A 24,989-nucleotide genomic window follows, 5' to 3' on the forward strand; every position below is an offset into this window, starting at 1 on the left:
ATGCAAAAACTATTCCTTTAAAATAGAAGGAACAGTTTTTGCATATAGTTTTAAAAATCAATTTAAGAGTCTAAAATGGTAAATAAAAAATTAATTCGTGATTTATTAAATGAAACTGCGTGTTCTCATAACAAAGTTAAAAAAGCTTCTTGTGATAAACCAAAACCTGGAGCAACTTCTGGTGGATGTGCTTTTGAAGGTTCTCAAATAGCATTATTCCCTTATGCAGATGTTGTTCATTTAGTTCACTCTCCTGCAACATGCATTGGAGCATCTTGGGAGACTAGAGCAACGCTTACTTCTCATGATGGAGAGAATAATACCGTTACGGGGTTTACTACAGATGTTAATACAAACGATGTAATTTTTGGTGGAGATAAAAAGCTTGAAGAATCTATTGATTATATAATTGAACATAAAAATCCAAAAGCAATCTTTGTATATGAGACTTGTGTAACGGCTATGATTGGTGATGATATGGATAATGTTTGTGGAAGAATGGAAAAAAAGCATTGTATACCTGTCATAGTTATTCACTCTCCAGGCTTTGTAGGAGGTAAAAATCTAGGTTCAAGATTAGGAGGAGAATCGGTTCTTCATCAATTAATTGGAACAAAAGAACCTAAAGAAATTCACCCTTATGGAATAAATCTTATTGGAGAGTATAATGTAACTGGAGATATGTGGCAATATACTCCAATATTAGAAAAAATTGGTATTAAAGTTGTTTCTACTCTTGCAGGGGATGGACGAATTGAAGATATTCAAATGGCACATACTGCAAAGTTAAATGTTATTGTTTGTGCTAAGTCTTTAATAAGTTTAACAAGAAAAATGCAAGAACAATATCAAATTCCTTATATTTCTATCTCATTTTATGGTAAGCGTGATACATCAAATGCTATTAGAAGTATAGTAAATGCTTTTGGAGATAAAGAATTAGTTCAAAAAGCTGAAAAAATCATAGCACAAGAAGAAGAAAAACTAGAAAAAGCATTAATACCATATAGAAAAATACTAGAAGGAAAAAAAGCTATTTTAAATACAGGTGGTAATAAAACTTGGTCAATAGCCAGTGCATTACAAGATATAGGAATAGATGTTATTGCGACATCTGTAAAAAAAGCTACACTTGAAGATAAAGAGATTTGTGCTAAATATGTAAATATTTTAATGAAAGACCCAGGATCTGAACAAGCTAAATTAATAGATGAACATAATGTTGATATTTTACTTGCTGGAGGTAGAAGCTTATATACTGCAATAAAAAAGAAAGTTGCCTTTGTCGATGTAAACCAAGAGAAGAAAATAAGTTATGGAGCTTATAGTGGACTTGTAAATTTAGCTAAAGATGTTTCTCATGCTGTAAATAACAAAGTATTCAAAGTTGTTGGAAAAGAGGAACCATGGAAGTAAATGAAAAAAGAGATAGGTATGTTAGTTTTAATAATATAGATTGCTATAAAGATGCAGCAAATGTATTAGATGCAATGTATGAACTATTTGAAAAAGAAGCAGAATCAAAAAACAGTTTTTGGGAAAGATTTGATGAATATATTCCAGAGGACTATCATAACATTTATGAAAAAGAGAATAACAAAGATATTCTTTATCACATTTGCTCAAATGTATTCTATATTTCAGATTTATTTGAGGAATATGATTTTGAAAAAGGAATAAAATTACTTGATACTGTAGAATATGACTGCTGTTAAATTAATTTAACAGTATAAAAGGAACACTTTTTGCATATTTTATAAATAAAATGGCATCAAGGACTTTTTAAATGGAAGCAATAAGTGCAAAACCACTACAACTAAACCCCATCAAACTTTCTCAACCAATGGGAGCAATGCTTTGTTTTCTAGGTATTAAAAACTGCATGCCTTTAATGCATGGAGCGCAAGGTTGTGCATCTTTTTCAAAAGTATTTTTTACACGCCATTTCAATGACCCAATTGCAGTTCAAACAACCGCAGTAAATGATATTACAGCAGTAATTGATGGTGGTGATTATGCAATTAGTGAAAGTATTAAAAATATTACAAAAAAAGTAAAACCTGATTTAGTAGGTCTTTTTACAACAGGGCTTACAGAGACAAAAGGTGATGATATTAAAGGGGCTTGTCTTTTGATGGAAGGTATTCAAGAGATGGCTTATGTTAATACTCCTGATTTTGAAGGTTCAATTGAGAGTGGTTTTTCTAAATCAATTGAAGCAATTATTGATCAAATCGTAAACCCAACTACAAATATCGATAATCAAAAAGCTCTAATAATTCCAAATGTAAATATGAAACCAATTGAGGTTGAAAAAATAAAAGATACTATTTCATTGTTTGGTTACGAGGTTTTATCACTACCTGATTTAAGTGATTCTTTAGATGGACATTTGGGGTTAAAACAAGGTGCATTGAGCTCAGGAGGTATATCTTTAGATGAGGTAAAAAATTTAGGTTCATCTTCTTTAGTTCTATCAATTGGTAGTTCAGTAAAAAAAGCTGGAACAAAAATAAAAGAAAAAAATGAAAATATAAATTTAATTCATTATAACTCTTTAGGAGGACTTGAAAACTCAGATGAATTTTTTAAAATGCTTTGTAAAATCAAAGAAATAAGTTCTCCACATCCTAGTATTGTTAGATGGAGAAAAAGACTTCAAGATGCCCTTCTTGATACACATTTTGCTATAGGAAGCTCATCTATTGTGCTTGCTCTTGAACCAGATCAATGTATATCTATTGCAAATACTATTATAGAAGCTGGAGCAAATATAAAAGCAATTGTAACAACACATAAAAATGATTTACTTGAGGAAATAGAGTGTGAACATCTTTTGATTGGAGATTTTGAAGATGTTGAAAAATATCTAAAAGAGAGTGATGTCCTAATTTCAAACTTCCATGGGGAAAGATATACAATGAAACATAAAAAAGCACTAATGTTAAGAGGTTTCCCTGATTATGAAGGAGTAGGGAATCAGCTTAAAAATGACATTTTATATGAAGGTAGTACTTATTTATTATTTGAACTTGCAAATCTAATTAATCACTATAATCATGAGGCTAATCATGAGCATTAGTATGCATAGACCAATAGTTTCCGCTATTGCAATAGAAATGCTTAGTGGTAAAACTAGATTAATTGGTATTCCTAAACAAAGAGTACAAGTAATAATGACACTACCTGATATTTCAGAATTTAATGATGAATTATATGAAGCAATTGAATTTTTCAAAGATAGAGCTGAGCCTTTTATAATAACCTCAAGTTCTAAAAAGAAATGTACAAGTCTAATAGAAAAATATCAATTACGAGAAAATTTAGTTTCTACAGAATATAAAGATTTTTCAAAAATTTTTACAATGATGGATGAAAATAAAAACTTAAAGAAATCACTAATGATTATAGATACAAATTGTCAAATTACACACAAGGATATTTTATAAAATGGAAGTAAAATATAAAAAAGAAGTATATACATTAGGTAAAAGAGATAGAAAATTAGAAAGTGAAGCTCCTGCAGTAAGAGTTAAAATGATAGATGAACAAACAAAAGTTATTGGAATGATGGCTCCTAAAGTTCAAGTTATGATTACCTTACCATGTATTAAATCATATAACAATGGACTACATAATATTATAAATGAATATGCATCAAAAACTATTGTCTATATTATTACAAAAAGTAGCGATGATAATCTTACAAAAGTAAAATCAGCATACTCTTTAGATGATGGATTTATTTCGAATGATTTTAAAGATTTTTCTTTAAAATTTGGTATAAATATGAGTGAAGAACTATTTGCGAAATCTATTTTTGTAATTGATAAAGAGGGAATTATTAAATATAAACAGATTCCTTCAAATATTGATAAAAGCTTTGATTTAGAAGAGTTCAAAGAAAAACTTTCACAAACAGTTAATTTTAAACAAAAAGGTCACATCCATGAGAACTGGATGGGTGTATAATGCTACTTGTTAATAATTTGTCTAAAAAAGTCCTTAAAACACCAAACAATATTTTATATCTATAAGCCCTAGGAATATAGATATGAGTAAAGAGACATATTTAGAACTATTTAAAAAATATGATCTTTATAGAAGTGATATTTATATGTTAACAGAAGAAAAACCAACAGAGATTTTATTTCTTTTTGAAGAAGTTTGTGATGAGTTAATAAAAGAGAAAGCTATAAATAGACAAATTCCTCCTGAGTTTATAAATAATGCAAAATATTTTTCTGGACAAAATACTTTTGTCAATATTTATTTCTCAGATATAACTAACAGAGCCTTTTTTCTAAGCGATTTAATCGACTTTTTATCCCTGATAAAGTCAGCTAAAAAGAATCAATAACTTTTCAATTTTTTTTGTGGAACACTATTTGCATATATACTCATAAATCAATTGAGGATATACAATGAGCAGTATAAAAATTACATCGAATAATCCAGAAGAAGGAACACTGAAAATAGCTTTTGCAACAAAAGATTTAGAGAATATAGATTCTCACTTTGGTAGTGCAAGACAATTTGCAGTTTATGAAGTAAGCAAGAGTTGTATAAACGTATGTGAAATTAAGAAAGTGATAGAAAAAGATACAGATAAAACTGTAGCATTATTGGATGATATTGATATTGTCTATTTTACAAATGTAGGAGCAATAGCCGCTGCAAAATTAATCAATAATGGAATTTTTACAATTAAGTATAAAGAAGTAGTAGAAATTGAAACTGAACTAAAAAAACTTCAAGAAATGCTAAATACTAATCCTCCTCCATTTATCAAAAAAATTATTGAAAAAAAGGCAGCATAATGGAAGCGAAAGAACTCTTTTTAAAAACTTTAGTAGGACAAATTAGAGCTTTAGACCAATTTGGAACATGGGTAAATAAAAGTGATGATGATTTAGTAAAAGAAAAGTATGTAAGAACAAAAGAAGAATTAAAAGAGATACCTATCATTGCAGATATTGATGAAATGCAGATAAAAGATATTAGGTTAATTTATCAAGCAGTAGCTCTGGCTTTTGAAAAAATCACAGGAATTATGGCATCAGTTGTAATGGAAATGAGTCACGAAGGATTTGGTAGAGTTGTAGTATTTGCAAATGACATTGTACTTTGTGAAAAATATTTTAAAGATGCCCATAGATTTTCTTTTAGAACTTATGAAAAGCTAGAAGATGAAGGTGAAAAATACCTTTTAAAAGCTCAAGAAAAATATAAACAATATAAAAGTTAATAAGAGAGGAATTTTAGAATGTCAAGTATGGGGATTTTTTGTGGAACAGCGGGTGGAACTTCTTTAATTATTGCAGAAGCTATTGCAGAAGCCTTTGAAATAGAAGAAGATGATTTAATCAATATGGAAGAAGATTTTGATGATGTGGAACAAATGCTTGAATATGATGTTCTATTTATCGGAAGTTCTACTTGGGGACAAGGTGATGTACATCATGAATGGGTTGATCCGCAATTTGAAATAGATTCTGATGAGGTTGATTTCTCAGGGAAAACTGTAGCTTTATTTGGTGCAGGGGATTGTGTAAAACATGGTGAACATTTTTGTTCTGCAATTGGAAAACTATATAAAACTTTTACTAATGCAGGAGCAAATGTAATTGGGTTTGTTGATAAGTCAGATTATAACTATGAGTTTTCATTAGCAGAAATTGATGATAAACTTTGTGGATTAGCCATTGATGAACATAATGAAAAAGCTAAAACAGAAAGTAGAATAGAAAACTGGATTGAGAGCTTAAAAGCTCAAGTACCTGTATAAGTATAGATATTTAAAAGGAATAAGTATGGCAACAGTTGAGGAATTTTATAAATTAAGAGATACAGAGGATTATTTCAAATTTTTTGGGATTGATTTTGACCAAACATTAATCAATGTAAAAAGATTTCATATGATGAAAGAGTACGGAACTCTTATTAGAAAAGGATTAGATTCAATTACGGAAGAAAACAAATTATTAGAGTTTTTAAAATTCTCACTTCTAAGAGTATATGGAGATTATAAAAATGGTCATGCACCAAGTGCGGCAGATGTTTGGAATATGTATGAAACTGGAAAATTAGACGGGTGTTCTTCTTGTGGAACAACAGCTGGAACACCTATGGATAATAAAGGAAATTCTTGTGGCTGCTAATGGTATAGATAGTGAACAAATCGTAAATCCTGAGACTATTTTACATGATAGTGTAACTGCAACAAGATCAGGAAAAGATGAAGAAAAAGCTAAATTTGGAATAGGTCAAAAAGTAAAATTAATTAAAGAGATAGTAAATGATGGTACATATCCTCATTCGCCTATAGGAACATTGATGATGCCAACTGGTGCTATTGGTTATATTAGGTCTGTTGGGGAGTTTTTACAAGTGATTAGAGTTTATGAAGTTCATTTTTTAGGTGTGGATGAAGCACCTGTAGAAATAGTTGGTTGTAGAGAGCATGAACTTGAAGCAATGGAAGACTATAGAGATGAAGTAGAAGAAGAACTTGAATTTATGAGAAAACATCGAGAAAAGTATTACAGTAAAGATTAAATCAATATCCAAGCTAAATGAAAGAGTTTAAAGAACTTTTTCGTATGGCTTGGTAAATAATAGCAATCTATAAATAAAGGAGAAGAAAGATGGCAAAAGTTATATTTATGCATTTTGACACAGAAACTGATGGTGTATATGATGCGAAAATAGGTGAACCTATTGTTAGGTTAGCAAAAGAAAAAGGAGTACCACTTCCATCAGATACAAAAGATTATGCGAAAAGTCTAATCACAGTTGAAAATCTAGCAGAAGAGGAACCTACATCATATATGGAAGATGAAGAATTAGATGTTCTTGTTGAACTTGGAGCAATTACTGCACAAGAGGCTGAGCAGTGTCAACAATTTACAATAAGTCCTAAAATTAGAATAGCGCCTATGATGTTAATTAAAGGCGATATTTTAGTAAAACCATATTCAATATAGTAATAATTTGAGTATTAAAAGAGCAACTCGTTGCTCTCTTTAGAATTTTGCTACTTTTAAGGATTTTTTATAAATCCTACTAAAAAGTAGATAAATATGAAAAGGTCCCTTTAAAATTGGGACAATTTAAAAGGAAACAATATGACAACAAGAGTAGAAATAGTAAATGATTTTTTAGCAATCAATGTAAAACCAGGGAGTACAATTCAAGATGTAGTTGAAGCATCTGGTTCAGCATTACCATTTGGCTGTAGAGATGGTGAGTGTGGAACATGTGTAGTTGAAATTGAACAAGGAATGGAGTTTATATCTGATATTAATGATAAAGAAGTAAAAGTTATAAAAGAAGCATGTGCAGGAACTTGTACTGAAAACACAAGACTTTCTTGTCAAATGAAAATTGTAAAACCTAACGGTGTTATAAGAATAAAGTACTAAAAAGTAAACATTTTTTTGCCTAAATTCATCAAGGATTTGGGCAAAATATAAATACTATGGCACCTACACTTTCAACCTCAGTTGCACAGAAGCAAAACCTAAACTTATCATTAAAATTGTGGTTACCAATGCTACAATCTTCATTGCAAGACCTAGAAAAACACTTAAAAAATGTCTCATATGAGAACCCTTTTTTAGAAATTAAGAAACCAAAAGAATTTTATAACAACTTTATGCCTCAAGGAACAAGTGGAGAGTTTATTGAGTCTTTAGCTTTATATAAAGAGTCATTAAATGATAAAATACATGAACAAATCTGTGCACCAAATTTTCCAACGCCAAACTCCCAAAAGGTCGCGTTAGAGATTTTATGTGATATAAATGAACATGGTTACTTTGATGGGGATATTAATAAAATTGCCCACACTTGTGGAGTATATAAAGAGTATGTCGAATCTATAAGACAAAGATTCTCAAGATTAGAGCCTTCAGGTATTGCTTCAATTAATTTATCAGAGTCATTTCTATTTCAATTGGATGCTTGTGATAAAAAAATTGATGATGAACTTTATTCTTTTATAAAAAAGATTATAAAGGATATTGCCCATTTAGATAAATATGCAACACATCATAGATTTGAAGATGCAAAAGATGTGATTAAATATTTTAATAACCCTCCTGCTGTGAATTATATAAATACAAATATACAGGTTATACCTGATTTTTTTGTAGATATAGGTGAAGATATTAATATAAGAATAAATCATGCCTACTATCCAGATATAGAAGTAAAAGATCCTTTTTCTTCAAAAAATAATGGAATAAAAGAGAAGCTTAAAGAAGCAAGAGATTTAGTGAATTTATTAAATTTAAGAAAATCAACTCTATACAAAATTGTACTTTTAATAGTTGAAAAGCAAATTTCATTTTTTGTAGGTGGAGAACTTAGACCTTTTTCTATGCAAGAGTTAGCAGGAGAGTTAGGTTTTGCAGAATCTACAATTAGTAGAGCAGTTGCAAATAAACATATAGAGTGTAGTTTAGGAGTATTTCCTTTAAAACATTTTTTCACTAATGCTGTAAATAATCAAGATTTATCATCATCTCAAATAAAAAGTTATATTAAATCACTTGTAGAATATGAGAATAGAGAAAAACCTTTAACTGACCAACATATTCTTGATATGATTCATGAAAAGTTCAGTCTTAAAATGGTTAGGAGAACTATTACAAAATATAGAAAAATGCTTGAAATTCCTTCTTCAAAAGAGAGAAAAAAACTTTATAAAGTTGAAAATTTATAAATGAAAAATTTAGATATTAATAAATATATATTAGATATTGATGTAATGGATAAACATCACAAAGATTTTATTGAAATATTTATAAATTTGGATTTCAAGAATGATGAAACATTAATGAAAGATATTAATTCAATTATTCTTCAGACAATAACACATTTTTCAGATGAAGAAGAATTAATGGAAAAATATTTATATCCAAGAGTAACTGAACATAAAGAAGAGCATGACAAAATTCTTTATGAATTGAAATACTTTTATAACAAAGCAAATAATCCCTTTGGAAAAAAACTTTTAAAATCTTTTTGTAAAGAGAGATTGCCACAATGGTTTGAAGATCATATTATTTCAATGGATAGTGATTTAGCACAAGTTATCAAAAATAAAAAGATGGAATAAAGATTGCATTATACTAAAAAACTACAATAAGGAATAAGAATGTCAACACCAATGGAATATATTAAAACTAACAGTCTAGACTGGCAACCGTCATTTAATGGTACATTATCAAATGGAATGAATGGATATAGAGGAGCTTTGATTATTGAAGAGGGAAAACAAATAAGTTCAGATAGAAAACTTCCTCCAAGAATACAAGCAAAACAGGTTATTATGATTTCAAAAGAAGAAAAAATAAAATTCTTCGCTTGTGAATTGGAGAGTTTTAATGATTTTAAACCAATGTTTGAAAAATATAAACAATTTTTTGACCAAGAGAGTATGAACCTTTTATATGTAACAGATTTAGATGGAAATGGAACATTTGAATATGATGATGTAACATTTACTGCAATTATGTTAGATGAAAGTTCAGTTTGGAATGAACTTTTAGATTTAGCCTCATTGGAAAAATCAGATATGAAACAGTATAAAAAGCAAGATGCAAAAGTTGAAAAGCTTTACAATGAACTTTTAAACACTCAAATAGAAGAATCTATTAAAACATATGAAGAAATGTGTAATCTTATAGGTGAAAGTTCAAAACAACTAATGGGAGCTGTTTAAATTCTAAAAGAGAAAGGTTAGTTTGCTTTTCTCTTTCCTTTTTTTTACGAAATTTACATAAATGTAAATAAGATAAAATATATCTTATTTTATCTTTTTAAAAAACTATTCTCTTCTTAATCCCTATAATATCACACTTCATACTGAATTTTTAAAGTTTTTATTTTTAAAAACATTCTGTGGAACACTATGTGCATTTACTGTTTTGAAAATATAAATAATCAAAGGAGATAGAATGTCAGATTTAAGACAAATAGCGTTTTACGGAAAAGGTGGGATTGGTAAATCAACTACATCTCAAAATACATTAGCAGCAATGTGTCATTACTACGGAAAGAAAATCTTAATTGTAGGATGTGACCCTAAAGCAGATTCAACTAGACTTATCTTGCACGAGAAAGCACAATCAACTATTATGCAATTAGCTTCAGAAGCAGGAACTGTAGAGGATTTAGAATTAGAAGATGTATGTAAACCAGGAGCAGATGAGTTCCATATGGATAATACTGATATCACAGAAGGTTATATTAATTGTACAGAATCAGGAGGACCAGAACCTGGTGTTGGATGTGCTGGACGTGGTGTTATTACAGCAATTAACTTTTTAGAAGAAGAGGGTGCTTATGATGATGAGCTAGACTTTGTTTCTTATGATGTACTTGGAGATGTTGTATGTGGTGGATTTGCTATGCCAATTAGAGAAGGTAAAGCACAAGAAATTTATATTGTAATGTCTGGTGAAATGATGGCTATGTATGCAGCAAATAATATTTCAAAAGGTATTTTAAAATATGCAAATACTGGTGGAGTAAGACTTGCAGGTTTAATCTGTAATGCAAGAATGACAGATAAAGAGTACGATTTAGCAAAACATTTAGCAATGCAAATTGGTACACAAATGATTCACTTTGTTCCAAGATCTAATCATGTTCAAAGAGCTGAGTTAAGAAGAATGACAGTTGTTGAATTCTCGCCAAGTCATGACCAAGCTATGGAATATAAAGAATTAGCAAGAAAAATTATTGAAAATGATTTAAAAGTAATTCCAGCACCATTAGAAATGGATGATTTAGAAAACTTATTAATGGAATTTGGATTAGAAGAAGAAGTAGATGAAGAAAACTTAGGACAAAAAGAGGCATAAGCTTCTTTTATTTAATAAGTTTTAGGCAAAAAGAGAGGAACTTGTTCCTCCTTTAGGGTTTGTTTCTTTAAGGATTTTTTATAAATCCTGTTAAAAGAAGTTAAAAAGGAAGGTCCCTTCAAATTTGGGACAAATTTTAAGGAGAAGAAATGTTTATATGTGGATACCACTTCCCAGCTGATATGGGTAATGATGTAAGTTTTGATAAAGTTATTGAGAAAGTAGAAGATGGAACAAGTGCAGCAGGTAAAACTGTTACTTTAACAAGTGAAACTAGAGAAGGAACTCTTTTAGAAGAGCTAACTGTTCCAGAGGGAACTTTCGCTCACACTGCATTTGTTGATTATTTTGATAATGTGGCAGAAATGGAAGGGGATACTAAAATGGTTTATTATACAAATAAATACCAAATCTCTGAAATTTCAAAAAGTGTTGATGGTGATGTAACTAAAGCTTTATGTAAAAAATTAGATGACATGAACCTATATAGAGTAAAAGTAGCGTAAGCTATTTTTGCTTCTTAATTAAGGAGAAGATATGGGACCAGAAACATTAGAAAGTTTACAAACAGAAGCTATTGAAGAGATACTTGAAGCTTATCCTGCAAAAGCTAAAAAAAATAGAGCAAAACATTTAGGTGTTGATACACCAGAAGGTGTAAAAGGTTCTTGTGATACTACAAGATCAAATAAACAAACAGTACCAGGAGTAATGTCGCAAAGAGGTTGTGCTTATGCGGGTTCAAAAGGTGTTGTTTGGGGACCAATTAAAGATATGATTCATATTTCTCATGGACCTATTGGGTGTGGACAATATTCAAGAGGTGGTAGAAGAAATTATTATATTGGTACTACAGGTGTTGATACATTCGTAACAATGAATTTTTCAACTGATTTTAACGAAAAAGATATCGTATTTGGTGGAGATAAAAAACTAAAGAAAGCTTTAGAAGAAATTGATGATTTATTTCCACTAAATAATGGTGTATCTATTCAATCAGAGTGTCCAATTGGTTTAATTGGAGATGATATACAAGCCGTTGCCAAAATGCATAAAAAAGAGACTGGACATCAAACTGTTGCAGTTTCATGTGAGGGTTTTAGAGGAGTTTCTCAATCACTTGGTCATCACATCGCAAATGATATGATTCGAGATCATGTTATGCCAGATACTTCTCATAGAAAAGATTTTGAATCAACTCCTTATGATGTGGCAATTATTGGTGATTATAACATTGGTGGAGATGCTTGGTCAACAAGAATTCTTCTTGAAGAGATGGGATTAAGAGTTATTGCTCAATGGTCTGGTGATGCAACTTATAAAGAGCTAGCAATTGCACCAAAAGCAAAACTTAACTTACTTCACTGTTATAGATCTATGAATTATATTTCAAGACATATGGAACAAGAATTTGGTATTCCATGGTTAGAATACAATTTCTTTGGACCTTCTAAAACAACTGAAAGTTTAAGAAAAATTGCTTCATGTTTTGATGAAAAAATTCAAGAACAAACAGAAAAAGTTATTGCTAAATATACTGCAATGACAGATGCTGTAATTGCTAAATATAAACCAATGTTAGAGGGTAAAAAAGTTATGCTTTATGTTGGTGGATTAAGACCAAGACATGTTATTGGAGCTTATGAAGATTTAGGAATGGAAGTAATAGGAACTGGTTATGAGTTTGGACATGGTGATGATTATAAAAGAACTAAAGAAGATTTAAAAAGATCTACTTTAATTTATGATGATGCTAATGAGTACGAATTAGAAGAGTTTGTAAAAAAACTTAGACCTGATTTAGTTGCTGCTGGTGTAAAAGAGAAATATGTATTCCAGAAAATGGGTCTGCCATTTAGACAGATGCACTCTTGGGATTATAGTGGGCCTTACCACGGTTATGATGCATTTGCAATTTTTGCAAAAGATATGGATTTAGCTATGAATTCTCCTGTATGGGATCATACTACTGCTCCATGGGAAAAAGAAGAGATAGGAGCGTAATATGCAAGATATAGACAATATTGTAAACGGACAAAAACTATTTTTAAAACCTGAATATCAAGAAGTTTTAAAAAATAAAAAAGAGTTTGAAGGTAATGCTGGTTCAGTAAATCCTGAAAAAGTATCTGAAATTCAAAAATGGACTGAGTCTTGGGAATATAGAGAAAAGAACTTAGCAAGAGAAGCAATTACTGTTAACCCAGCTAAAGCATGTCAACCTTTAGGTGCTGTAATGGTTGGTCTTGGTTTTGAGAATACAATGCCTTATGTTCATGGTTCTCATGGTTGTGTTGCTTATTTTAGAACATATTTTACTAGACACTTTAAAGAGCCAACTCCTTGTGTTTCAGATTCAATGAGTGAATCAGCAGCAGTTTTTGGTGGATTAGCAAATATGAAAGATGGTCTAAGAAACTGTAATGCACTTTATAAACCTGATATGATTGCCGTATCAACTACATGTATGGCTGAGGTAATTGGAGATGATTTAAATGCATTTATTACAGGTGCAAGAGAGAATGCAGAAGGTGAATTAGATAATATCGAAATTCCTTATGCACATACCCCATCTTTTGTTGGTTCACATATTACAGGTTATGATAATATGATGAAATCAACTTTAGAGCAGTTAAATCCAACTAGAGCTGAAAGAGTTGTTGATGAGGAAAGAATTAATATTATCCCTGGATTTGAACCATACCTTGGATCTTTAAAAGAGATTAAAAATATTTCTAAAATGTTCTCTGACAAAATTGTAATGATTGGTGACCATGAAGAACAATGGGATACTGGTGCTGGTGAATATAAATTATATGCTGGTGGTACAAAAATTGAAGATGCGAAAACTGCAATTAACGCTAACGCAACTATCTCTTTACAAAAGTATTCTTCAATTGCAACAGCAAAAACAATTAAAAATAAATGGAAACAAACTTTTGAGACTTGTAATCCAATTGGCTTAAGTGGTACTGATGCTTTTGTTATGAAATTATCTGAATTAACAGGTAAAGAAGTACCAGAAGAACTTAAAAATCAAAGAGCTAAGTTAGTTGATGCGATGCAAGATTCATATCCATATATGCATGGTAAGAAAATTGCAATCTGGGGAGATCCTGACTTTTTATTAGGTTTAGTTTCTTTCTTAGTTGAAATGGGTTCTATTCCAACTCATATTGTTTGTCATAATGCTCCTAGAAAAGGTTGGCAAGCTGATATGGAAGCTATCTTAGCTAAATCAAATAGAGCTGATGAGTGTAATATTTGGCCTAACAAAGATTTATGGGCATTAAGAAGTTTATTATTTACAGAACCAGTAGATTTTATGATTGGTAATGTTTATGGTAAAGAGCTTTATAGAGATACAAAAATTCCTCTAATTAGAATTGGATTCCCAATTTTTGATAGACATCACTTACATAGATACTCAATGAGTGGTTATGAAGGTGGAATTAATCTTTTAACTTGGATTACGAATGGTATTTTAGACCAATTAGATGAAGAGACTAAAGATATTGCTGAAACGGATTATTTCTTCGATTCAGTAAGATAATATAAATACTAGAGGGCTATCCTCTAGTTTTATATTTGATTACATTACTTCTTATGAACAAGATAAAAGCTACAATCTTAAATATACAAAACATAGATAATCTTAATATAGTAGAGTTTGATTTTAACTCAATAAAATTAAAAATGATGAGTTTGGAATTAAAAGAAGGAATAACTATAGGTAAAAAAGTTATTCTTACTGTAAAACCTTCACATATTTCTTTAGCAAAAAATCTTGAGGGGAATTTAACTATCTCAAATAAAATTGATGCAACTATAGAAGAGATAATAGATGGAGAACTTTTATCCTTATATAAAATTGCTACTCATGATACTATATTAGAAAGTATATTTACATATTCTTGCTCAAAAGAAATGAGTTTAAAAAAAGGTGAAGAAATAACTTTATTAATAAAAGCTAGTGATCTTTCAATATTAGAAATACTAGATGATTGAAATACTAAAAACAATAGAAGTTGACCCTTCCATTTTATCTTTTAAACTAGTAGGAAACACTACTTTAATTCATCAAAATTAAGGGAATAGATTTTGCATTACTATTTTAATAAATTTTAGGAGCTAATATGTTATTTCTAGAACACTTGATATTACCATTCGTACTTATTACTTATACTGCTGGAGTAGTACTCTATGCAAATTACAAATATAAAAAACAATAAAATTTAATACGGAACACTTTTTGCATATACATTTTTAACCTTTTTGTAAATTAGTTTAAAAGAGCAAGAATGTACCACCTTCTTTGCTCTTTATTTTTTATAGAAGAATATACAAAGGAGTAATATTTTATATGCATTTAGCAACATCTAAATCAACTCACAATTTTGCAAAAAAATTCTCACATTATAAAGATTTTTATATAAAACATAATAATTTAGTATTTTCAAAACTAGGACTTGGAACATTTAATAAAGAACCTTACAAAGAGGAAAATTACGTTTTTCATTACATTGAAGGTGTAAAACAAGCTATTAGAAGTGGAATTAACCTAATAGATACCGCAAGTAATTATAGATATGGACAGAGTGAAAAAGAGATTGGAATGGCATTAAAAGAGTTATTTGAAGCAAAGGAAGTAGATAGAGAAGAACTAATTATTTGTTCAAAGGGTGGGTTTATTCAACTTGATTATCCTTTTCCTAAAAATCCATATCTCTGGATAGAAGAGAATATTTTAGATACAAAACTTGCAAGACAAGATGATATAGAACTTGATCAACATTGTATGACACCAGATTTTTTAGAGTGGTCTTGTCTTAAATCCTTGGAAAATATGAATATAAAAGCCTTAGATATTTACTTTTTACATAATCCAGAAATGCAACTAATGAAACTTGGATATACAAAATTTCTAAAAAAAATAGAATCTATTTTCAAAAGATTTGAAAAAATGGTTGAAAAAGGAATGATTAAATATTATGGAATTGCAACTTGGAATGGCTTTACAAATGAAAAAAACTCACAAGAATATATAAACTTAGAAGATCTAGTAGAAATAGCCAAAAAAGTAGGTGGGAAAAACCATAAATTTAAGTTTATACAAACACCATTTAATATCGCTAAAACATCTATCTATACTATGCCAACACAAAGTGTAAAAGGTGAAGAGTGTACACTTTTACAAGCAACACATAGATTAGAAATTGGTGTAATATCAAGTTCATCACTTCTTCAAATGAATCTTTTTAAGAAGTCATTTAATCCTGAAGTAGGATATCTTCTTGACTCACAAATGATTTTAAAAAATGATATTCAATTAGCTTTACATTTTGTTCGTTCAACACCTGGAATTATTAGTGCACTTTTTGCATCAAAAGTTCCAGTACATATAAAAGAGAATTTAGAGATTAGTAAAATAAAATCAACCCCTAGAACAAAATATGATTTAATGTATAGAGTATAAAATATGATATATGATGTAATAGTTGTTGGGGGTGGTATAGCAGGACTTATGGCTGCAATTGAAGCAAAAACGCAAACAAATAAAGTGGCTCTAATCACAAAAGGAAATATTTTTAAGTCAAACTCTGCAATGGCTAGTGGAGGAATAAATGCTGTACTTGATTCTGAAGATAAAGAAGGAATTCAAGCCCATATCCAAGATACTTTTAAATCATCAAAAGGTTTAGGAAATATTAAAACTATCACTTACATGTGCAAACAAGCTTCAGATGTAATTTCTAAACTTGTCTCTTATGGTGTACCCTTTCAAAGAAATGAATCAGGAAATATTGCACAAAGATCATTTGGAGGTTCAGGAATAAATAGAACTTGTTATATAGAAGATAAAACAGGTTCTGCTATTACTCAAGCTCTTATAAAAAAAGCAAAAGAGTTAGGAATAAAATTTCTAGTAAATACTTACGTTTTAAACCTTGCAATTCATGAAAAAAAGATAGCAGGAGTTATTTCTCTTAGAAGAATTGATTCAACTATTTTAGTCTATCAAGGAAAATCTGTTGTTCTTGCAGGAGGAGGATATGCTGGTATTTATAGAGGAAATTCTACAAATGCTCAAGATTACACTGGAGACTTATTAGCTGTTTGTTTACGAGCAGGATTAACATTGAAAGATATGGAGTTTCTGCAATTTCATCCAACGGGTATTTCAAAGACTAACTATCTAGTAACAGAAGCTGCTAGAGGGGAAGGAGGATACTTAATTAATAGCAATAGAGAAAGATTTGTAAACGAATTAGATACACGAGATAAAATTGCAAAAGCTATTTTAGAACAACAAAATTTAGGACAAGAAGTCTTTATTGATTTAAGACATTTAAGCTTAGAGACTATACAAAAAAAATTACCTTCTTTATACTCTGTTGCTTTGAACCAAATAGGTATTGATATAAGTAGTGAACTTTTAAAGATAAAACCAGTTGCCCATTATAGTATGGGTGGAGTACATACGGATATGACACAAAGTGAAATAAAAGGTCTTTTTATTTGTGGAGAAATGGCTGCAAATGAAGTGCATGGAGGAAATAGACTAGGAGGAAATTCTTTACTTGAAGCTACTGTTTTTGGAGAACTTGCAGGTCAAAAGGCATTAGAGTATTCAAAAAATAAGACACATGAGCAAATAGATTATAATCTTGTAATAAATGATATTACGAATATTGACAAAATATTTACAGGAGAAACAAGTAAGAATTTTAATGCAATTAGAATCTCTTTAGGAAATGCCATGTTTAAAGATGTAGGGATTATAAGAACCAAAGATAGTTTAATAAGAGCTTTTGATTATATTAAATATCTTAGAAATCAATCTTACTCACTTCATTGTATAAATAAAGAGAAAAAGAATAATGTTGAACTCATATCAATTTTAGAACTAAGAAATGCCCTTGAAGTATCAGAAGCTATTATTTTAGCAGCAAAAAAAAGAAAAGAGAGTAGAGGTGCACATCATAGAGAAGATTATCCTCAAACCAAGAAAGAGTATTCAAAACATATTTTAGTTAGAGAGTTTCAAAAAGGCTTTTTCAAATTAGAATTTGAAGAAAATGATTTTCTTACAAGACTACGGAATTTAATTATAAATAGGATGTGATCTTAGTTTAAAGGGGACAATATAAATAGTCTCTTTTAAAATGAAATTTAAAAAGGAGAAGATATGGCAAAAGTAATGTTAAGAGAGAGTGAAGGTATCGTATATTTTTATTTTGCAAAAAAAGATATGGAAGAAACTATAGAATCATTAGAATTTGATTCAGAAGAGATGTGGGGAGGAAATACTAAGTTATCAAATGGGGAAACTTGGTGGATTAAACCAGGTGTTAAAAAGCTTCCAAAAGAAGAAGTTTGTAAAAAAATTGCTGAATAATTATTCATATGGGTATTTTATGAACATATTTTTGTTCATAAGATACCCTATTTTTTTCTATAATTATACTAATTACAATATACTAAAGGACAAAAAATATGGCATTAATGGATAAGTCAGCATGTGCAGATTGTCTCACACTAAAAGAATTAACTACACTTTATGATATTGCATCGGTAATATCTAATCATTATGATTTAGAAACTTCGTTAGAGAAATCAATGAAAATTTTAAAAAATACACTAAATCTTACAAACTGTACTATTCACTTACTTGAAGAAGAAAAATTAGAAGTATTTGCATCAATAGAATTATCATCTATTCAAAAAAAGCTTGCAACATACAAATTAGGTGAAGGTGTTACAGGAGTAGCAGCCCAATCAAAAGAACCAGTAGTAGTTGAAAATATCCATAATGATTCTCTATTTTTAAATAAATCAGGGAAAAGAGATTTTAATAATATGTCATATGTAGCAGTACCTTTAATGATAGAAGACCAAACAATAGGTGTTTTAGGGGCAACTTTAACTAAGACAACAGAGATTGGATTTGAAGATTGTGTAAGAATTCTAACTATTGTATCATCGATTTTTGCACACTCTATTTATTCATTTCAATTAAATAACAATGAAAAAGAGAGACTAAAAGAGTTAAAACTTTATTACAAAATGGAATGGGATGCAAAGGTTCACAATTTTGGTGACATAATTGGAGATAGTCCAAAAATGCAACAAGTTTTCCAAGTAATTCAAAGAATTGCACAGTCTGATGTGACTGTTCTTGTCCGTGGAGAGACAGGAACAGGAAAAGAACTAGTAGCTGCTGCAATCCATAAAAGAAGTAAAAGAAAAGAGGAACCTTTTATTAAATTAAACTGTGCTGCAATTACAGATACACTACTTGAAAGTGAACTTTTTGGACATGAAAAAGGTGCTTTTACTGATGCTAGAGAGACTAGAAAAGGTCGTTTTGAACTTGCAGATGGAGGAACACTTTTTTTAGATGAGATTGGGGATATCTCTGCTTCTGCACAAGTTAAACTTTTAAGAGTTCTTCAAGAAAGAGAATTTGAAAGAGTTGGAGGAAGTAAAACCATAAAAGTAAATGTAAGGTTAGTTGCTGCAACAAATAGAAATCTTGAACAAATGGTTAAAGAGGGAGAGTTTAGAGAAGATTTATATTACAGATTAAATGTAATTCCCATTGATTTACCGCCATTAAGAGAAAGAGGAGATGATATTAGACAATTAGTTGAGTTTTTCCTAGAAAAGTCAATAAAGAATCATAAAAAGGTAGTTAAAATTACAGAAGAAGCAATGGAAATTTTATCAAGTTATCCTTGGCCTGGAAATGTAAGAGAACTAGAAAATACTCTTGAAAGAATTGTTCTTATGGGTAGTGAAGATGGTATTACAAAAATGGACATGCTTTTACTACTCCCCGCTCTTAATGATGACAAGTTGAAAAAAGAATACAAAGCTATACCTATGGAAAACAAGACCTTAGAAGAAATTGAACAAGAAGCTATTGAAACTGCTTTAGCAAACAATAACTTTAACCAATCACATGCAGCAATAGAACTAGGAATTTCATTAAGACAAATCAGTTACAAAATCAAGAAATATGGAATTACAAATGAAATATAAAAATGAAGAGTTTGAACTAACAGAAGAATTTATAGATATAGGTTATATGGCAGAAGAAATTGAAGCTATTGATATAGAAGATAAAGAGATTTTAATCAAAAAAGCAAGTGAAAATAGAATGATTCAAATCTTTTTGTCTTTTCCAAGTTTTGAAGAGTTTAAAGATGAAATTATTGCATTTGATGAGTTTATGAATGATGCAAAAGTTGAAATTTTTACATATCTTCTTTTTAATGAAAAATTTGAAATTGCGCATAAATTTAAAAAAGTTGTTCCTGTTTTTGATGTAAACCAAGACTATGCAAATATGTATGGAACGAAAATTGTAAGTGGAACGTTAGAAAACAAATTAACAAAAGCTTTATTTATCATTGGAAAAGATGGAGCTATTTATCATATTGATATGCCTGATGATTTAGAAAATCCTTTTGATATGGAAAGAGTAAGGGTTGAACTAAATAAGGTTTATCAATCATATACAGGAGTAGGTTGCCATGGATAATATTTTAGAAAAATTAAAAGAAGGCTCACTAGTTCCATTTTTAGGAATGGGAGTTTTTAAAGAAACAGTAGCAAAAGATGGAAGTATATTACCATTTGATAGTGATTCAATGATTTTAGCATTAAATAATGGACGAGCAATGAGTCCAAGACTAATGTATGAATATAGTCGTGCTGCAATGAGCTTAGAGCAAAGAAAAGGTAGAGATTTTATAGTTCAAATGACAAATCATATTTTTTCTTCAAAAGAGTATGAGCTTCCAAGTGCTTATACTTGGTTATCAACGATAAAACCCAAATACGTAATAGATACAAATATGGATGATAGTTTACAAAAAATATATAGTGATGTTGAACATTTTTTAATTACAGGAGTTTCAAGAATTACTGCTGATTATGATAGATTTGTGATTTATAAATATGAACCTGCAACTTCTAATTATACAAAAATAGAAAAAGAAGCCCTAAGTCTTGATTTACCAATATTATTTAAACCTATGGGGACAACAAAGCCTGAGATGAATTTTATTGTATCAGATGCAGATTTCGTTGATTGGTTAACAGAAGCCATGGGTGGTTTTGCATTACCTCCAATCCTAAAAGAGTTTAGGTCAGATAAAGAGTATTTATTTATGGGAGTTGATTTCTCAAAAGATACTTTCAGAATGGTTGCAAATGAAATAACCATAGGATTAAAAGGTGGGATTACACTTTTAGATAAAGAAGAATTAACTAAAAAAGAGAATAAATTTATTAAAACTCATAATCTTGAGAATTTAAATATTAGTATTAATGAATTTATAAAAAGCAATGTCTAGTACAACAAATTCCTGTGACTTCTGCGGAAAAGAGATAAAAGAAGTTAAAAAGATTTTTAGTAGCGAAACAGCTCATATTTGTGATGAATGTATTACTATGTGTTCAAAAGTCCTTGATAAAGAAATAATACAAGAATCAAAAAAAGAGTTTCAAAAGGGTTTAAATGTTCCTATAAAAATAAAAGAGCATTTAGATGAATATGTAATTGGTCAAGATGATGCCAAAAAAGTCCTTGCTGTTGCACTTTATAATCATTACAAAAGAATAGATAAACCAATAGTCAAAAATGTCGAGCTTGAAAAATCAAATATTATGTTAATTGGGCCAACAGGTTCAGGAAAAACTTTACTTGCTAAATCTCTTGCAAAGATAATGGATGTTCCTTTTGCAGTTGCTGATGCAACTGCTTTAACAGAAGCTGGTTATGTTGGAGAAGATGTTGAATCAATCTTATCTAGACTTCTTGCTGCTGCTGATTTTGATTTAGAAAAAGCAAAACGAGGGATTGTATATATTGATGAAATTGATAAAATTGCAAATAAAAGTGAAAGTGCTACAAGTGGAAGGGATGTTAGTGGTGAAGGAGTACAGCAAGGTCTTTTAAAAATACTAGAAGGTGCAGATGTCTATGTTCCTGTAAAAGGAAGTAGAAAAAATTCAACTGCAGAGACAGTTCTTTTTGATACTACACATGTTTTATTTATTTGTGGTGGAGCTTTTGTTGGTTTACGAAAAGATAAAGAAAAAGAAAAATCTTCTGTTATGGGGTTTGTAAATTCGGATGAAATACAAGTAGAAAAAAAAGATATAGAAGCTAAAGAGCTTATATCTTTTGGATTAATTCCTGAATTTATTGGTAGAATTCCAGTTATTGCTGAATTGAATAAACTATCTAAAGAGGATTTAATAAAAGTTCTTACTGAGCCTAAAAATGCCATTACAAAACAATATGAGATATTATTTGAACTAGATGGAGTAGATTTAGAATTCAATAAAGAATCACTTGATGAAATAGCAGAAATTGCTGTTGAAAAAGATGTTGGAGCAAGGGGACTTAGAGGTATAATTGAAAAATATATGTTACCTTTACAATATACTATTCCCTCAGAAGACAATCTTGGAACATGTGTTATTACCAAAGAATATATAGAAAATAAAGCTGAGGTTGAATTAATTTATAAAAAACCATCTACTAAAAAAGCATCAAAAAAAATTAATTATAATGATATTAAAAAATGATTTGTTTGTTTGATATTATTTAAAGGAATAATAATTGCATTATATTCTTCATATTTAAAGAAGAAGGATAAAAAATGGCAGTTAGAATTACAGAAGAATGTATATCATGTGAAGCATGTGCTCCGGAGTGTCCCGTTGCAGCAATATTAGAAGAAGGACATGAAAAAAATCCTTACGAAGACTTTTTTTATGTAAAACCAGAGTCTTGTGTAGAGTGTGTAGATCATGCAGATACTCCAAGATGTGCAGAAGCTTGTCCTACAGAAGGTGCAATTGTTTGGGATATGCCTTATACTGAAGATTTTAACGATTACTTTGCACTAAGAAATGAAGAAGGTATTTATAAAATTAGAGTACATAAGAAGAAAGGTTTAATGCTTCCAGAAGTAAAGTCTCAAAAGTTTATTGCAGATATTACTATGGCTGATAGAGAGTCAGAATCAAATGTTCAAAATTTTTAAATAAAAGAACAAATGAAATAGTAGGTATTTAATAGTTGCAGGATTTGTTTATTCTCAAAGATACCAGATACTTATACTTTTAATATTAATTAAGAGGAATAGTTATTGAAAATTCTGCACCTTTATACTCTTTTTCTTTATACTTAAAAGTTTTATTTTCTACACTAATAAAGCCTTCTAAATGCTTTTGTATAATCTGATAAGTCATATATAAACCTATTCCTGTACCTTGTGATTGGTGTTTTGTTGTAAAGTAGGCTTCAAATATTTTTTCAATATTTTGTTTTGGAATTCCACCTGCATTGTCTTTTATTGTGATTATCATCTTTCCATCTTGTTCAAATTCTGAACAATCTGAAACTTCACAATCTTGCATTTTGCATTCAGATACTCTTTTGATATCAAATAAAATGATTTTTTCATTTTGTTTACTAGTTTCAAACGCATCAATCGCATTATTTAAGATATTAATAATTGCCTGTATTAGCTCATTTTCATAAGTAAGAATTTGAAAATTCTGAATATTTTTAATAATATGAATATTTCTATTAGAAAATCTTGAAGATGTTAATTGAACTGTTTTTTCATATAATTCTTCTGTAGTAAATTCTTTTGCTATTTTATTAGGATTAAAAAACTCTCTAAAATCATCAATTGTTTGAGATAAATATTTTGTAGATTTTAGAATTGCATTTATTGATTCATTTTGTGTGTCTTTTGTAAGTATTCCTAAATCATCTTCTAGTTTAATTCTACTAGTAGCAGTACTAATTAAGTTTAATGGTTGTCTCCATTGGTGAGCGATATTTCCTATCATCTCTCCCATAGAAGCCATCTTTGATTGTTGATATAAAATCATATCTTTTTTTCTATTTGCATTTAACTCTTTTAAAATTCGTTTATTATAATTATCAAAAAACTTTTTTAGAACATCAGATATATAAGTTGCAATAAACAATAAGAATATAGTCATCAAAAGACTTATAATCATAGTGTTTTTTAGTGATTCATCATTTATCTCTTTTAACTCTTTTTCTTTTTTATCTAGATATTTTATTAATTCTTTATCATAAAATCCAGATGCTATAGCCCACTGCCAATCTTCTAAACCTTTTATATAAGTAACTTTACTAGCAGGTTTTCCTGTTTCAGGCATAATTGTTCCAATATACTTTATATATCCACTACCTTCTTTAGCTTTTTTTATTATTTCTTTAGTAATTTCAAAACCATTTGCATCTTTTAAGTTTAATCGATTTTTTCCTATATAAGACTCTTTTACATGAGCTAGTTGTGTTCCATCATAATCAAAAATAAAAACATATCCATTTTTTCCATAAGTAATTTTTTGAATATGATCTTCTATCATATGATTTTTTAAATTTTTTGTAAAATCATCGATATATTCACCTGTTCCTACAAATATACCTAAAGGCTTAAATAGTTTATTAAAAGTGATTTTTTTATATTCACCTTTTAAATCATTAGGTTTAAACCAATATAATTCATTGAAAAAAGTATCTTTCTTTTTAAGATTTTCAATCATAGTCTCTGTAATCAATTGACCTTTTTTATCTTTTGTTCCTAGTACAGATTTCCCTTCTAATTGGGGTTTTAAAGGATGAAGAACATTTTCACCTTTCATATTAAAAATATAAAAGTATCCTCTATCATTGTTGAATCTTATATTTCTAAGTGCTTCTTTTATAAGTTCTAAAATTTCTGTATCATCTTTATCAGAAAATTTGTTATAAATATTTTCTATGATTGAGTAAGCTTGATTAATACTATTTTCTAAATCTTTATGTAATTCTTTTTCTAATTTAGCTTTTTCGTTAATAACATCGTTATAAACCTTTTCTACTTGTACTTTTATAAGAGCTTTATTTGTTTCTATATAATTTTTTTTATAGACTTCTAAATCTTTTCTAAAGTTTTTTTCATTTTGTATATAAATAAGAGAGTTCACTATTATGGCAATAGTCATGATTACTACAATAGGGGAGTATTTAACAAAGTTTAAAAGTTGTTTCTCACTATTTATTAACAT

Annotated in this window: 30 protein-coding genes; 29 read left to right on the forward strand and 1 reads right to left on the reverse strand. The window is 29.3% G+C overall.

Annotated features, from left to right (window positions below):
* Positions 1–75: 75 nt before the first annotated feature.
* The 29 genes from BT997_RS01135 (at position 76) to BT997_RS01275 (ending at position 22,939) form a co-directional block, all read left to right on the forward strand.
* Positions 76–1,416 (forward strand): nitrogenase component 1, encoded by a 1,341-nt coding sequence (locus BT997_RS01135; RefSeq protein ID WP_072679545.1) that lies wholly within the window; start codon positions 76–78, stop codon positions 1,414–1,416.
* Positions 1,407–1,715, forward strand: a complete 309-nt coding sequence (gene cowN, locus BT997_RS01140) for a N(2)-fixation sustaining protein CowN (RefSeq protein ID WP_072679546.1) — start codon at positions 1,407–1,409, stop codon at positions 1,713–1,715. Before BT997_RS01135 ends, cowN begins: the two co-directional genes overlap by 10 nt.
* A gap of 71 nt (positions 1,716–1,786) precedes the next feature.
* Positions 1,787–3,082 (forward strand): nitrogenase iron-molybdenum cofactor biosynthesis protein NifN, encoded by a 1,296-nt coding sequence (nifN, locus tag BT997_RS01145; protein ID WP_072679547.1) that lies wholly within the window; start codon positions 1,787–1,789, stop codon positions 3,080–3,082.
* Positions 3,072–3,449, forward strand: coding sequence for a hypothetical protein (locus BT997_RS01150; protein WP_072679548.1), 378 nt, complete (start codon positions 3,072–3,074; stop codon positions 3,447–3,449). The genes nifN and BT997_RS01150 overlap by 11 nt, the downstream gene beginning before the upstream one ends.
* Before the next feature lies 1 nt (position 3,450).
* Entirely contained in the window at positions 3,451–3,972 is a 522-nt protein-coding gene (locus BT997_RS01155; RefSeq protein ID WP_072679549.1) for a redoxin family protein, read from the forward strand.
* An 82-nt stretch (positions 3,973–4,054) separates the two neighbouring features.
* On the forward strand, positions 4,055–4,360 hold the full coding sequence (locus tag BT997_RS01160) for a hypothetical protein (protein ID WP_072679550.1): 306 nt from the start codon (positions 4,055–4,057) through the stop codon (positions 4,358–4,360).
* A 64-nt stretch (positions 4,361–4,424) separates the two neighbouring features.
* Entirely contained in the window at positions 4,425–4,820 is a 396-nt protein-coding gene (locus tag BT997_RS01165) for a NifB/NifX family molybdenum-iron cluster-binding protein (RefSeq protein WP_083568353.1), read from the forward strand.
* A complete protein-coding gene (locus tag BT997_RS01170) occupies positions 4,820–5,248 on the forward strand; it encodes a NifX-associated nitrogen fixation protein (RefSeq protein ID WP_072679551.1) in 429 nt (142 codons plus the stop codon). The genes BT997_RS01165 and BT997_RS01170 overlap by 1 nt, the downstream gene beginning before the upstream one ends.
* An 18-nt stretch (positions 5,249–5,266) precedes the next feature.
* A complete protein-coding gene (locus BT997_RS01175; protein ID WP_072679552.1) occupies positions 5,267–5,788 on the forward strand; it encodes a flavodoxin domain-containing protein in 522 nt (173 codons plus the stop codon).
* A gap of 25 nt (positions 5,789–5,813) precedes the next feature.
* The gene (locus BT997_RS01180) at positions 5,814–6,161 is read left to right on the forward strand and encodes a nitrogenase-stabilizing/protective protein NifW (RefSeq protein WP_072679553.1); all 348 of its coding nucleotides are present in this window, start codon (positions 5,814–5,816) and stop codon (positions 6,159–6,161) included.
* Positions 6,151–6,558, forward strand: a complete 408-nt coding sequence (locus BT997_RS01185; protein WP_258239403.1) for a nitrogen fixation protein NifZ — start codon at positions 6,151–6,153, stop codon at positions 6,556–6,558. Before BT997_RS01180 ends, BT997_RS01185 begins: the two co-directional genes overlap by 11 nt.
* Before the next feature lie 89 nt (positions 6,559–6,647).
* On the forward strand, positions 6,648–6,986 hold the full coding sequence (locus BT997_RS01190) for a hypothetical protein (protein WP_072679554.1): 339 nt from the start codon (positions 6,648–6,650) through the stop codon (positions 6,984–6,986).
* A 141-nt stretch (positions 6,987–7,127) separates the two neighbouring features.
* Positions 7,128–7,424, forward strand: a complete 297-nt coding sequence (locus tag BT997_RS01195) for a 2Fe-2S iron-sulfur cluster-binding protein (RefSeq protein WP_072679555.1) — start codon at positions 7,128–7,130, stop codon at positions 7,422–7,424.
* A gap of 56 nt (positions 7,425–7,480) precedes the next feature.
* On the forward strand, positions 7,481–8,728 hold the full coding sequence (locus BT997_RS01200; protein ID WP_072679556.1) for an RNA polymerase factor sigma-54: 1,248 nt from the start codon (positions 7,481–7,483) through the stop codon (positions 8,726–8,728).
* The gene (locus tag BT997_RS01205) at positions 8,729–9,124 is read left to right on the forward strand and encodes a bacteriohemerythrin (protein ID WP_072679557.1); all 396 of its coding nucleotides are present in this window, start codon (positions 8,729–8,731) and stop codon (positions 9,122–9,124) included.
* A 39-nt stretch (positions 9,125–9,163) separates the two neighbouring features.
* Positions 9,164–9,730 (forward strand): hypothetical protein, encoded by a 567-nt coding sequence (locus tag BT997_RS01210; RefSeq protein ID WP_072679558.1) that lies wholly within the window; start codon positions 9,164–9,166, stop codon positions 9,728–9,730.
* Positions 9,731–9,965: 235 nt separating this feature from the next.
* A complete protein-coding gene (gene nifH / locus BT997_RS01215; protein ID WP_072679559.1) occupies positions 9,966–10,874 on the forward strand; it encodes a nitrogenase iron protein in 909 nt (302 codons plus the stop codon).
* 149 nt (positions 10,875–11,023) lie between these two features.
* Complete coding sequence (locus tag BT997_RS01220; RefSeq protein ID WP_072679560.1) at positions 11,024–11,380, forward strand: hypothetical protein; 357 nt, start codon at positions 11,024–11,026, stop codon at positions 11,378–11,380.
* A 31-nt stretch (positions 11,381–11,411) separates the two neighbouring features.
* Entirely contained in the window at positions 11,412–12,878 is a 1,467-nt protein-coding gene (gene nifD, locus BT997_RS01225; RefSeq protein ID WP_072679561.1) for a nitrogenase molybdenum-iron protein alpha chain, read from the forward strand.
* Between the two features lies 1 nt (position 12,879).
* Positions 12,880–14,427 carry a nitrogenase molybdenum-iron protein subunit beta gene (gene nifK, locus BT997_RS01230; protein WP_072679562.1) on the forward strand — a complete coding sequence of 516 codons (1,548 nt, stop codon included), beginning with the start codon at positions 12,880–12,882 and terminating at the stop codon, positions 14,425–14,427.
* A 35-nt stretch (positions 14,428–14,462) separates the two neighbouring features.
* Entirely contained in the window at positions 14,463–14,882 is a 420-nt protein-coding gene (locus BT997_RS01235; protein ID WP_258239404.1) for a transporter, read from the forward strand.
* Positions 14,883–15,237: 355 nt separating this feature from the next.
* On the forward strand, positions 15,238–16,350 hold the full coding sequence (locus BT997_RS01240) for an aldo/keto reductase (protein WP_072679563.1): 1,113 nt from the start codon (positions 15,238–15,240) through the stop codon (positions 16,348–16,350).
* A 3-nt stretch (positions 16,351–16,353) separates the two neighbouring features.
* Positions 16,354–18,000, forward strand: a complete 1,647-nt coding sequence (locus BT997_RS01245; RefSeq protein ID WP_072679564.1) for an L-aspartate oxidase — start codon at positions 16,354–16,356, stop codon at positions 17,998–18,000.
* A 63-nt stretch (positions 18,001–18,063) separates the two neighbouring features.
* On the forward strand, positions 18,064–18,273 hold the full coding sequence (nifT, locus tag BT997_RS01250; RefSeq protein ID WP_072679565.1) for a putative nitrogen fixation protein NifT: 210 nt from the start codon (positions 18,064–18,066) through the stop codon (positions 18,271–18,273).
* Between the two features lie 98 nt (positions 18,274–18,371).
* Positions 18,372–19,919 (forward strand): sigma 54-interacting transcriptional regulator, encoded by a 1,548-nt coding sequence (locus tag BT997_RS01255; protein ID WP_072679566.1) that lies wholly within the window; start codon positions 18,372–18,374, stop codon positions 19,917–19,919.
* Positions 19,909–20,421 carry a hypothetical protein gene (locus BT997_RS01260; RefSeq protein WP_083568355.1) on the forward strand — a complete coding sequence of 171 codons (513 nt, stop codon included), beginning with the start codon at positions 19,909–19,911 and terminating at the stop codon, positions 20,419–20,421. Before BT997_RS01255 ends, BT997_RS01260 begins: the two co-directional genes overlap by 11 nt.
* On the forward strand, positions 20,414–21,238 hold the full coding sequence (locus BT997_RS01265) for an SIR2 family protein (protein WP_072679568.1): 825 nt from the start codon (positions 20,414–20,416) through the stop codon (positions 21,236–21,238). The genes BT997_RS01260 and BT997_RS01265 overlap by 8 nt, the downstream gene beginning before the upstream one ends.
* Positions 21,231–22,478 carry an ATP-dependent Clp protease ATP-binding subunit ClpX gene (gene clpX, locus BT997_RS01270; protein ID WP_072679569.1) on the forward strand — a complete coding sequence of 416 codons (1,248 nt, stop codon included), beginning with the start codon at positions 21,231–21,233 and terminating at the stop codon, positions 22,476–22,478. The genes BT997_RS01265 and clpX overlap by 8 nt, the downstream gene beginning before the upstream one ends.
* Before the next feature lie 74 nt (positions 22,479–22,552).
* A complete protein-coding gene (locus BT997_RS01275) occupies positions 22,553–22,939 on the forward strand; it encodes a 4Fe-4S dicluster domain-containing protein (RefSeq protein WP_072679570.1) in 387 nt (128 codons plus the stop codon).
* A gap of 85 nt (positions 22,940–23,024) precedes the next feature.
* Here BT997_RS01275 and BT997_RS01280 read toward each other — a convergent pair whose 3' ends face one another.
* The gene (locus BT997_RS01280; RefSeq protein ID WP_072679571.1) at positions 23,025–24,989 is read right to left on the reverse strand and encodes a cache domain-containing protein; all 1,965 of its coding nucleotides are present in this window, start codon (positions 24,987–24,989) and stop codon (positions 23,025–23,027) included.

Source organism: Arcobacter sp. LA11 (assembly GCF_001895145.1).
In the GTDB taxonomy this organism is placed as follows: Bacteria; Campylobacterota; Campylobacteria; order Campylobacterales; family Arcobacteraceae; genus Halarcobacter.

Coding starts and splice junctions, on each gene's coding strand:
- BT997_RS01135 (WP_072679545.1), top strand. CDS start 76: ATGGTAAATAAAAAATTAATTCGTGATTTATTAAATGAAACTGCGTGT.
- cowN (WP_072679546.1), top strand. CDS start 1,407: ATGGAAGTAAATGAAAAAAGAGATAGGTATGTTAGTTTTAATAATATA.
- nifN (WP_072679547.1), top strand. CDS start 1,787: ATGGAAGCAATAAGTGCAAAACCACTACAACTAAACCCCATCAAACTT.
- BT997_RS01150 (WP_072679548.1), top strand. CDS start 3,072: ATGAGCATTAGTATGCATAGACCAATAGTTTCCGCTATTGCAATAGAA.
- BT997_RS01155 (WP_072679549.1), top strand. CDS start 3,451: ATGGAAGTAAAATATAAAAAAGAAGTATATACATTAGGTAAAAGAGAT.
- BT997_RS01160 (WP_072679550.1), top strand. CDS start 4,055: ATGAGTAAAGAGACATATTTAGAACTATTTAAAAAATATGATCTTTAT.
- BT997_RS01165 (WP_083568353.1), top strand. CDS start 4,425: ATGAGCAGTATAAAAATTACATCGAATAATCCAGAAGAAGGAACACTG.
- BT997_RS01170 (WP_072679551.1), top strand. CDS start 4,820: ATGGAAGCGAAAGAACTCTTTTTAAAAACTTTAGTAGGACAAATTAGA.
- BT997_RS01175 (WP_072679552.1), top strand. CDS start 5,267: ATGTCAAGTATGGGGATTTTTTGTGGAACAGCGGGTGGAACTTCTTTA.
- BT997_RS01180 (WP_072679553.1), top strand. CDS start 5,814: ATGGCAACAGTTGAGGAATTTTATAAATTAAGAGATACAGAGGATTAT.
- BT997_RS01190 (WP_072679554.1), top strand. CDS start 6,648: ATGGCAAAAGTTATATTTATGCATTTTGACACAGAAACTGATGGTGTA.
- BT997_RS01195 (WP_072679555.1), top strand. CDS start 7,128: ATGACAACAAGAGTAGAAATAGTAAATGATTTTTTAGCAATCAATGTA.
- BT997_RS01200 (WP_072679556.1), top strand. CDS start 7,481: ATGGCACCTACACTTTCAACCTCAGTTGCACAGAAGCAAAACCTAAAC.
- BT997_RS01205 (WP_072679557.1), top strand. CDS start 8,729: ATGAAAAATTTAGATATTAATAAATATATATTAGATATTGATGTAATG.
- BT997_RS01210 (WP_072679558.1), top strand. CDS start 9,164: ATGTCAACACCAATGGAATATATTAAAACTAACAGTCTAGACTGGCAA.
- nifH (WP_072679559.1), top strand. CDS start 9,966: ATGTCAGATTTAAGACAAATAGCGTTTTACGGAAAAGGTGGGATTGGT.
- BT997_RS01220 (WP_072679560.1), top strand. CDS start 11,024: ATGTTTATATGTGGATACCACTTCCCAGCTGATATGGGTAATGATGTA.
- nifD (WP_072679561.1), top strand. CDS start 11,412: ATGGGACCAGAAACATTAGAAAGTTTACAAACAGAAGCTATTGAAGAG.
- nifK (WP_072679562.1), top strand. CDS start 12,880: ATGCAAGATATAGACAATATTGTAAACGGACAAAAACTATTTTTAAAA.
- BT997_RS01240 (WP_072679563.1), top strand. CDS start 15,238: ATGCATTTAGCAACATCTAAATCAACTCACAATTTTGCAAAAAAATTC.
- BT997_RS01245 (WP_072679564.1), top strand. CDS start 16,354: ATGATATATGATGTAATAGTTGTTGGGGGTGGTATAGCAGGACTTATG.
- nifT (WP_072679565.1), top strand. CDS start 18,064: ATGGCAAAAGTAATGTTAAGAGAGAGTGAAGGTATCGTATATTTTTAT.
- BT997_RS01255 (WP_072679566.1), top strand. CDS start 18,372: ATGGCATTAATGGATAAGTCAGCATGTGCAGATTGTCTCACACTAAAA.
- BT997_RS01260 (WP_083568355.1), top strand. CDS start 19,909: ATGAAATATAAAAATGAAGAGTTTGAACTAACAGAAGAATTTATAGAT.
- BT997_RS01265 (WP_072679568.1), top strand. CDS start 20,414: ATGGATAATATTTTAGAAAAATTAAAAGAAGGCTCACTAGTTCCATTT.
- clpX (WP_072679569.1), top strand. CDS start 21,231: ATGTCTAGTACAACAAATTCCTGTGACTTCTGCGGAAAAGAGATAAAA.
- BT997_RS01275 (WP_072679570.1), top strand. CDS start 22,553: ATGGCAGTTAGAATTACAGAAGAATGTATATCATGTGAAGCATGTGCT.
- BT997_RS01280 (WP_072679571.1), bottom strand. CDS start 24,989: ATGTTAATAAATAGTGAGAAACAACTTTTAAACTTTGTTAAATACTCC.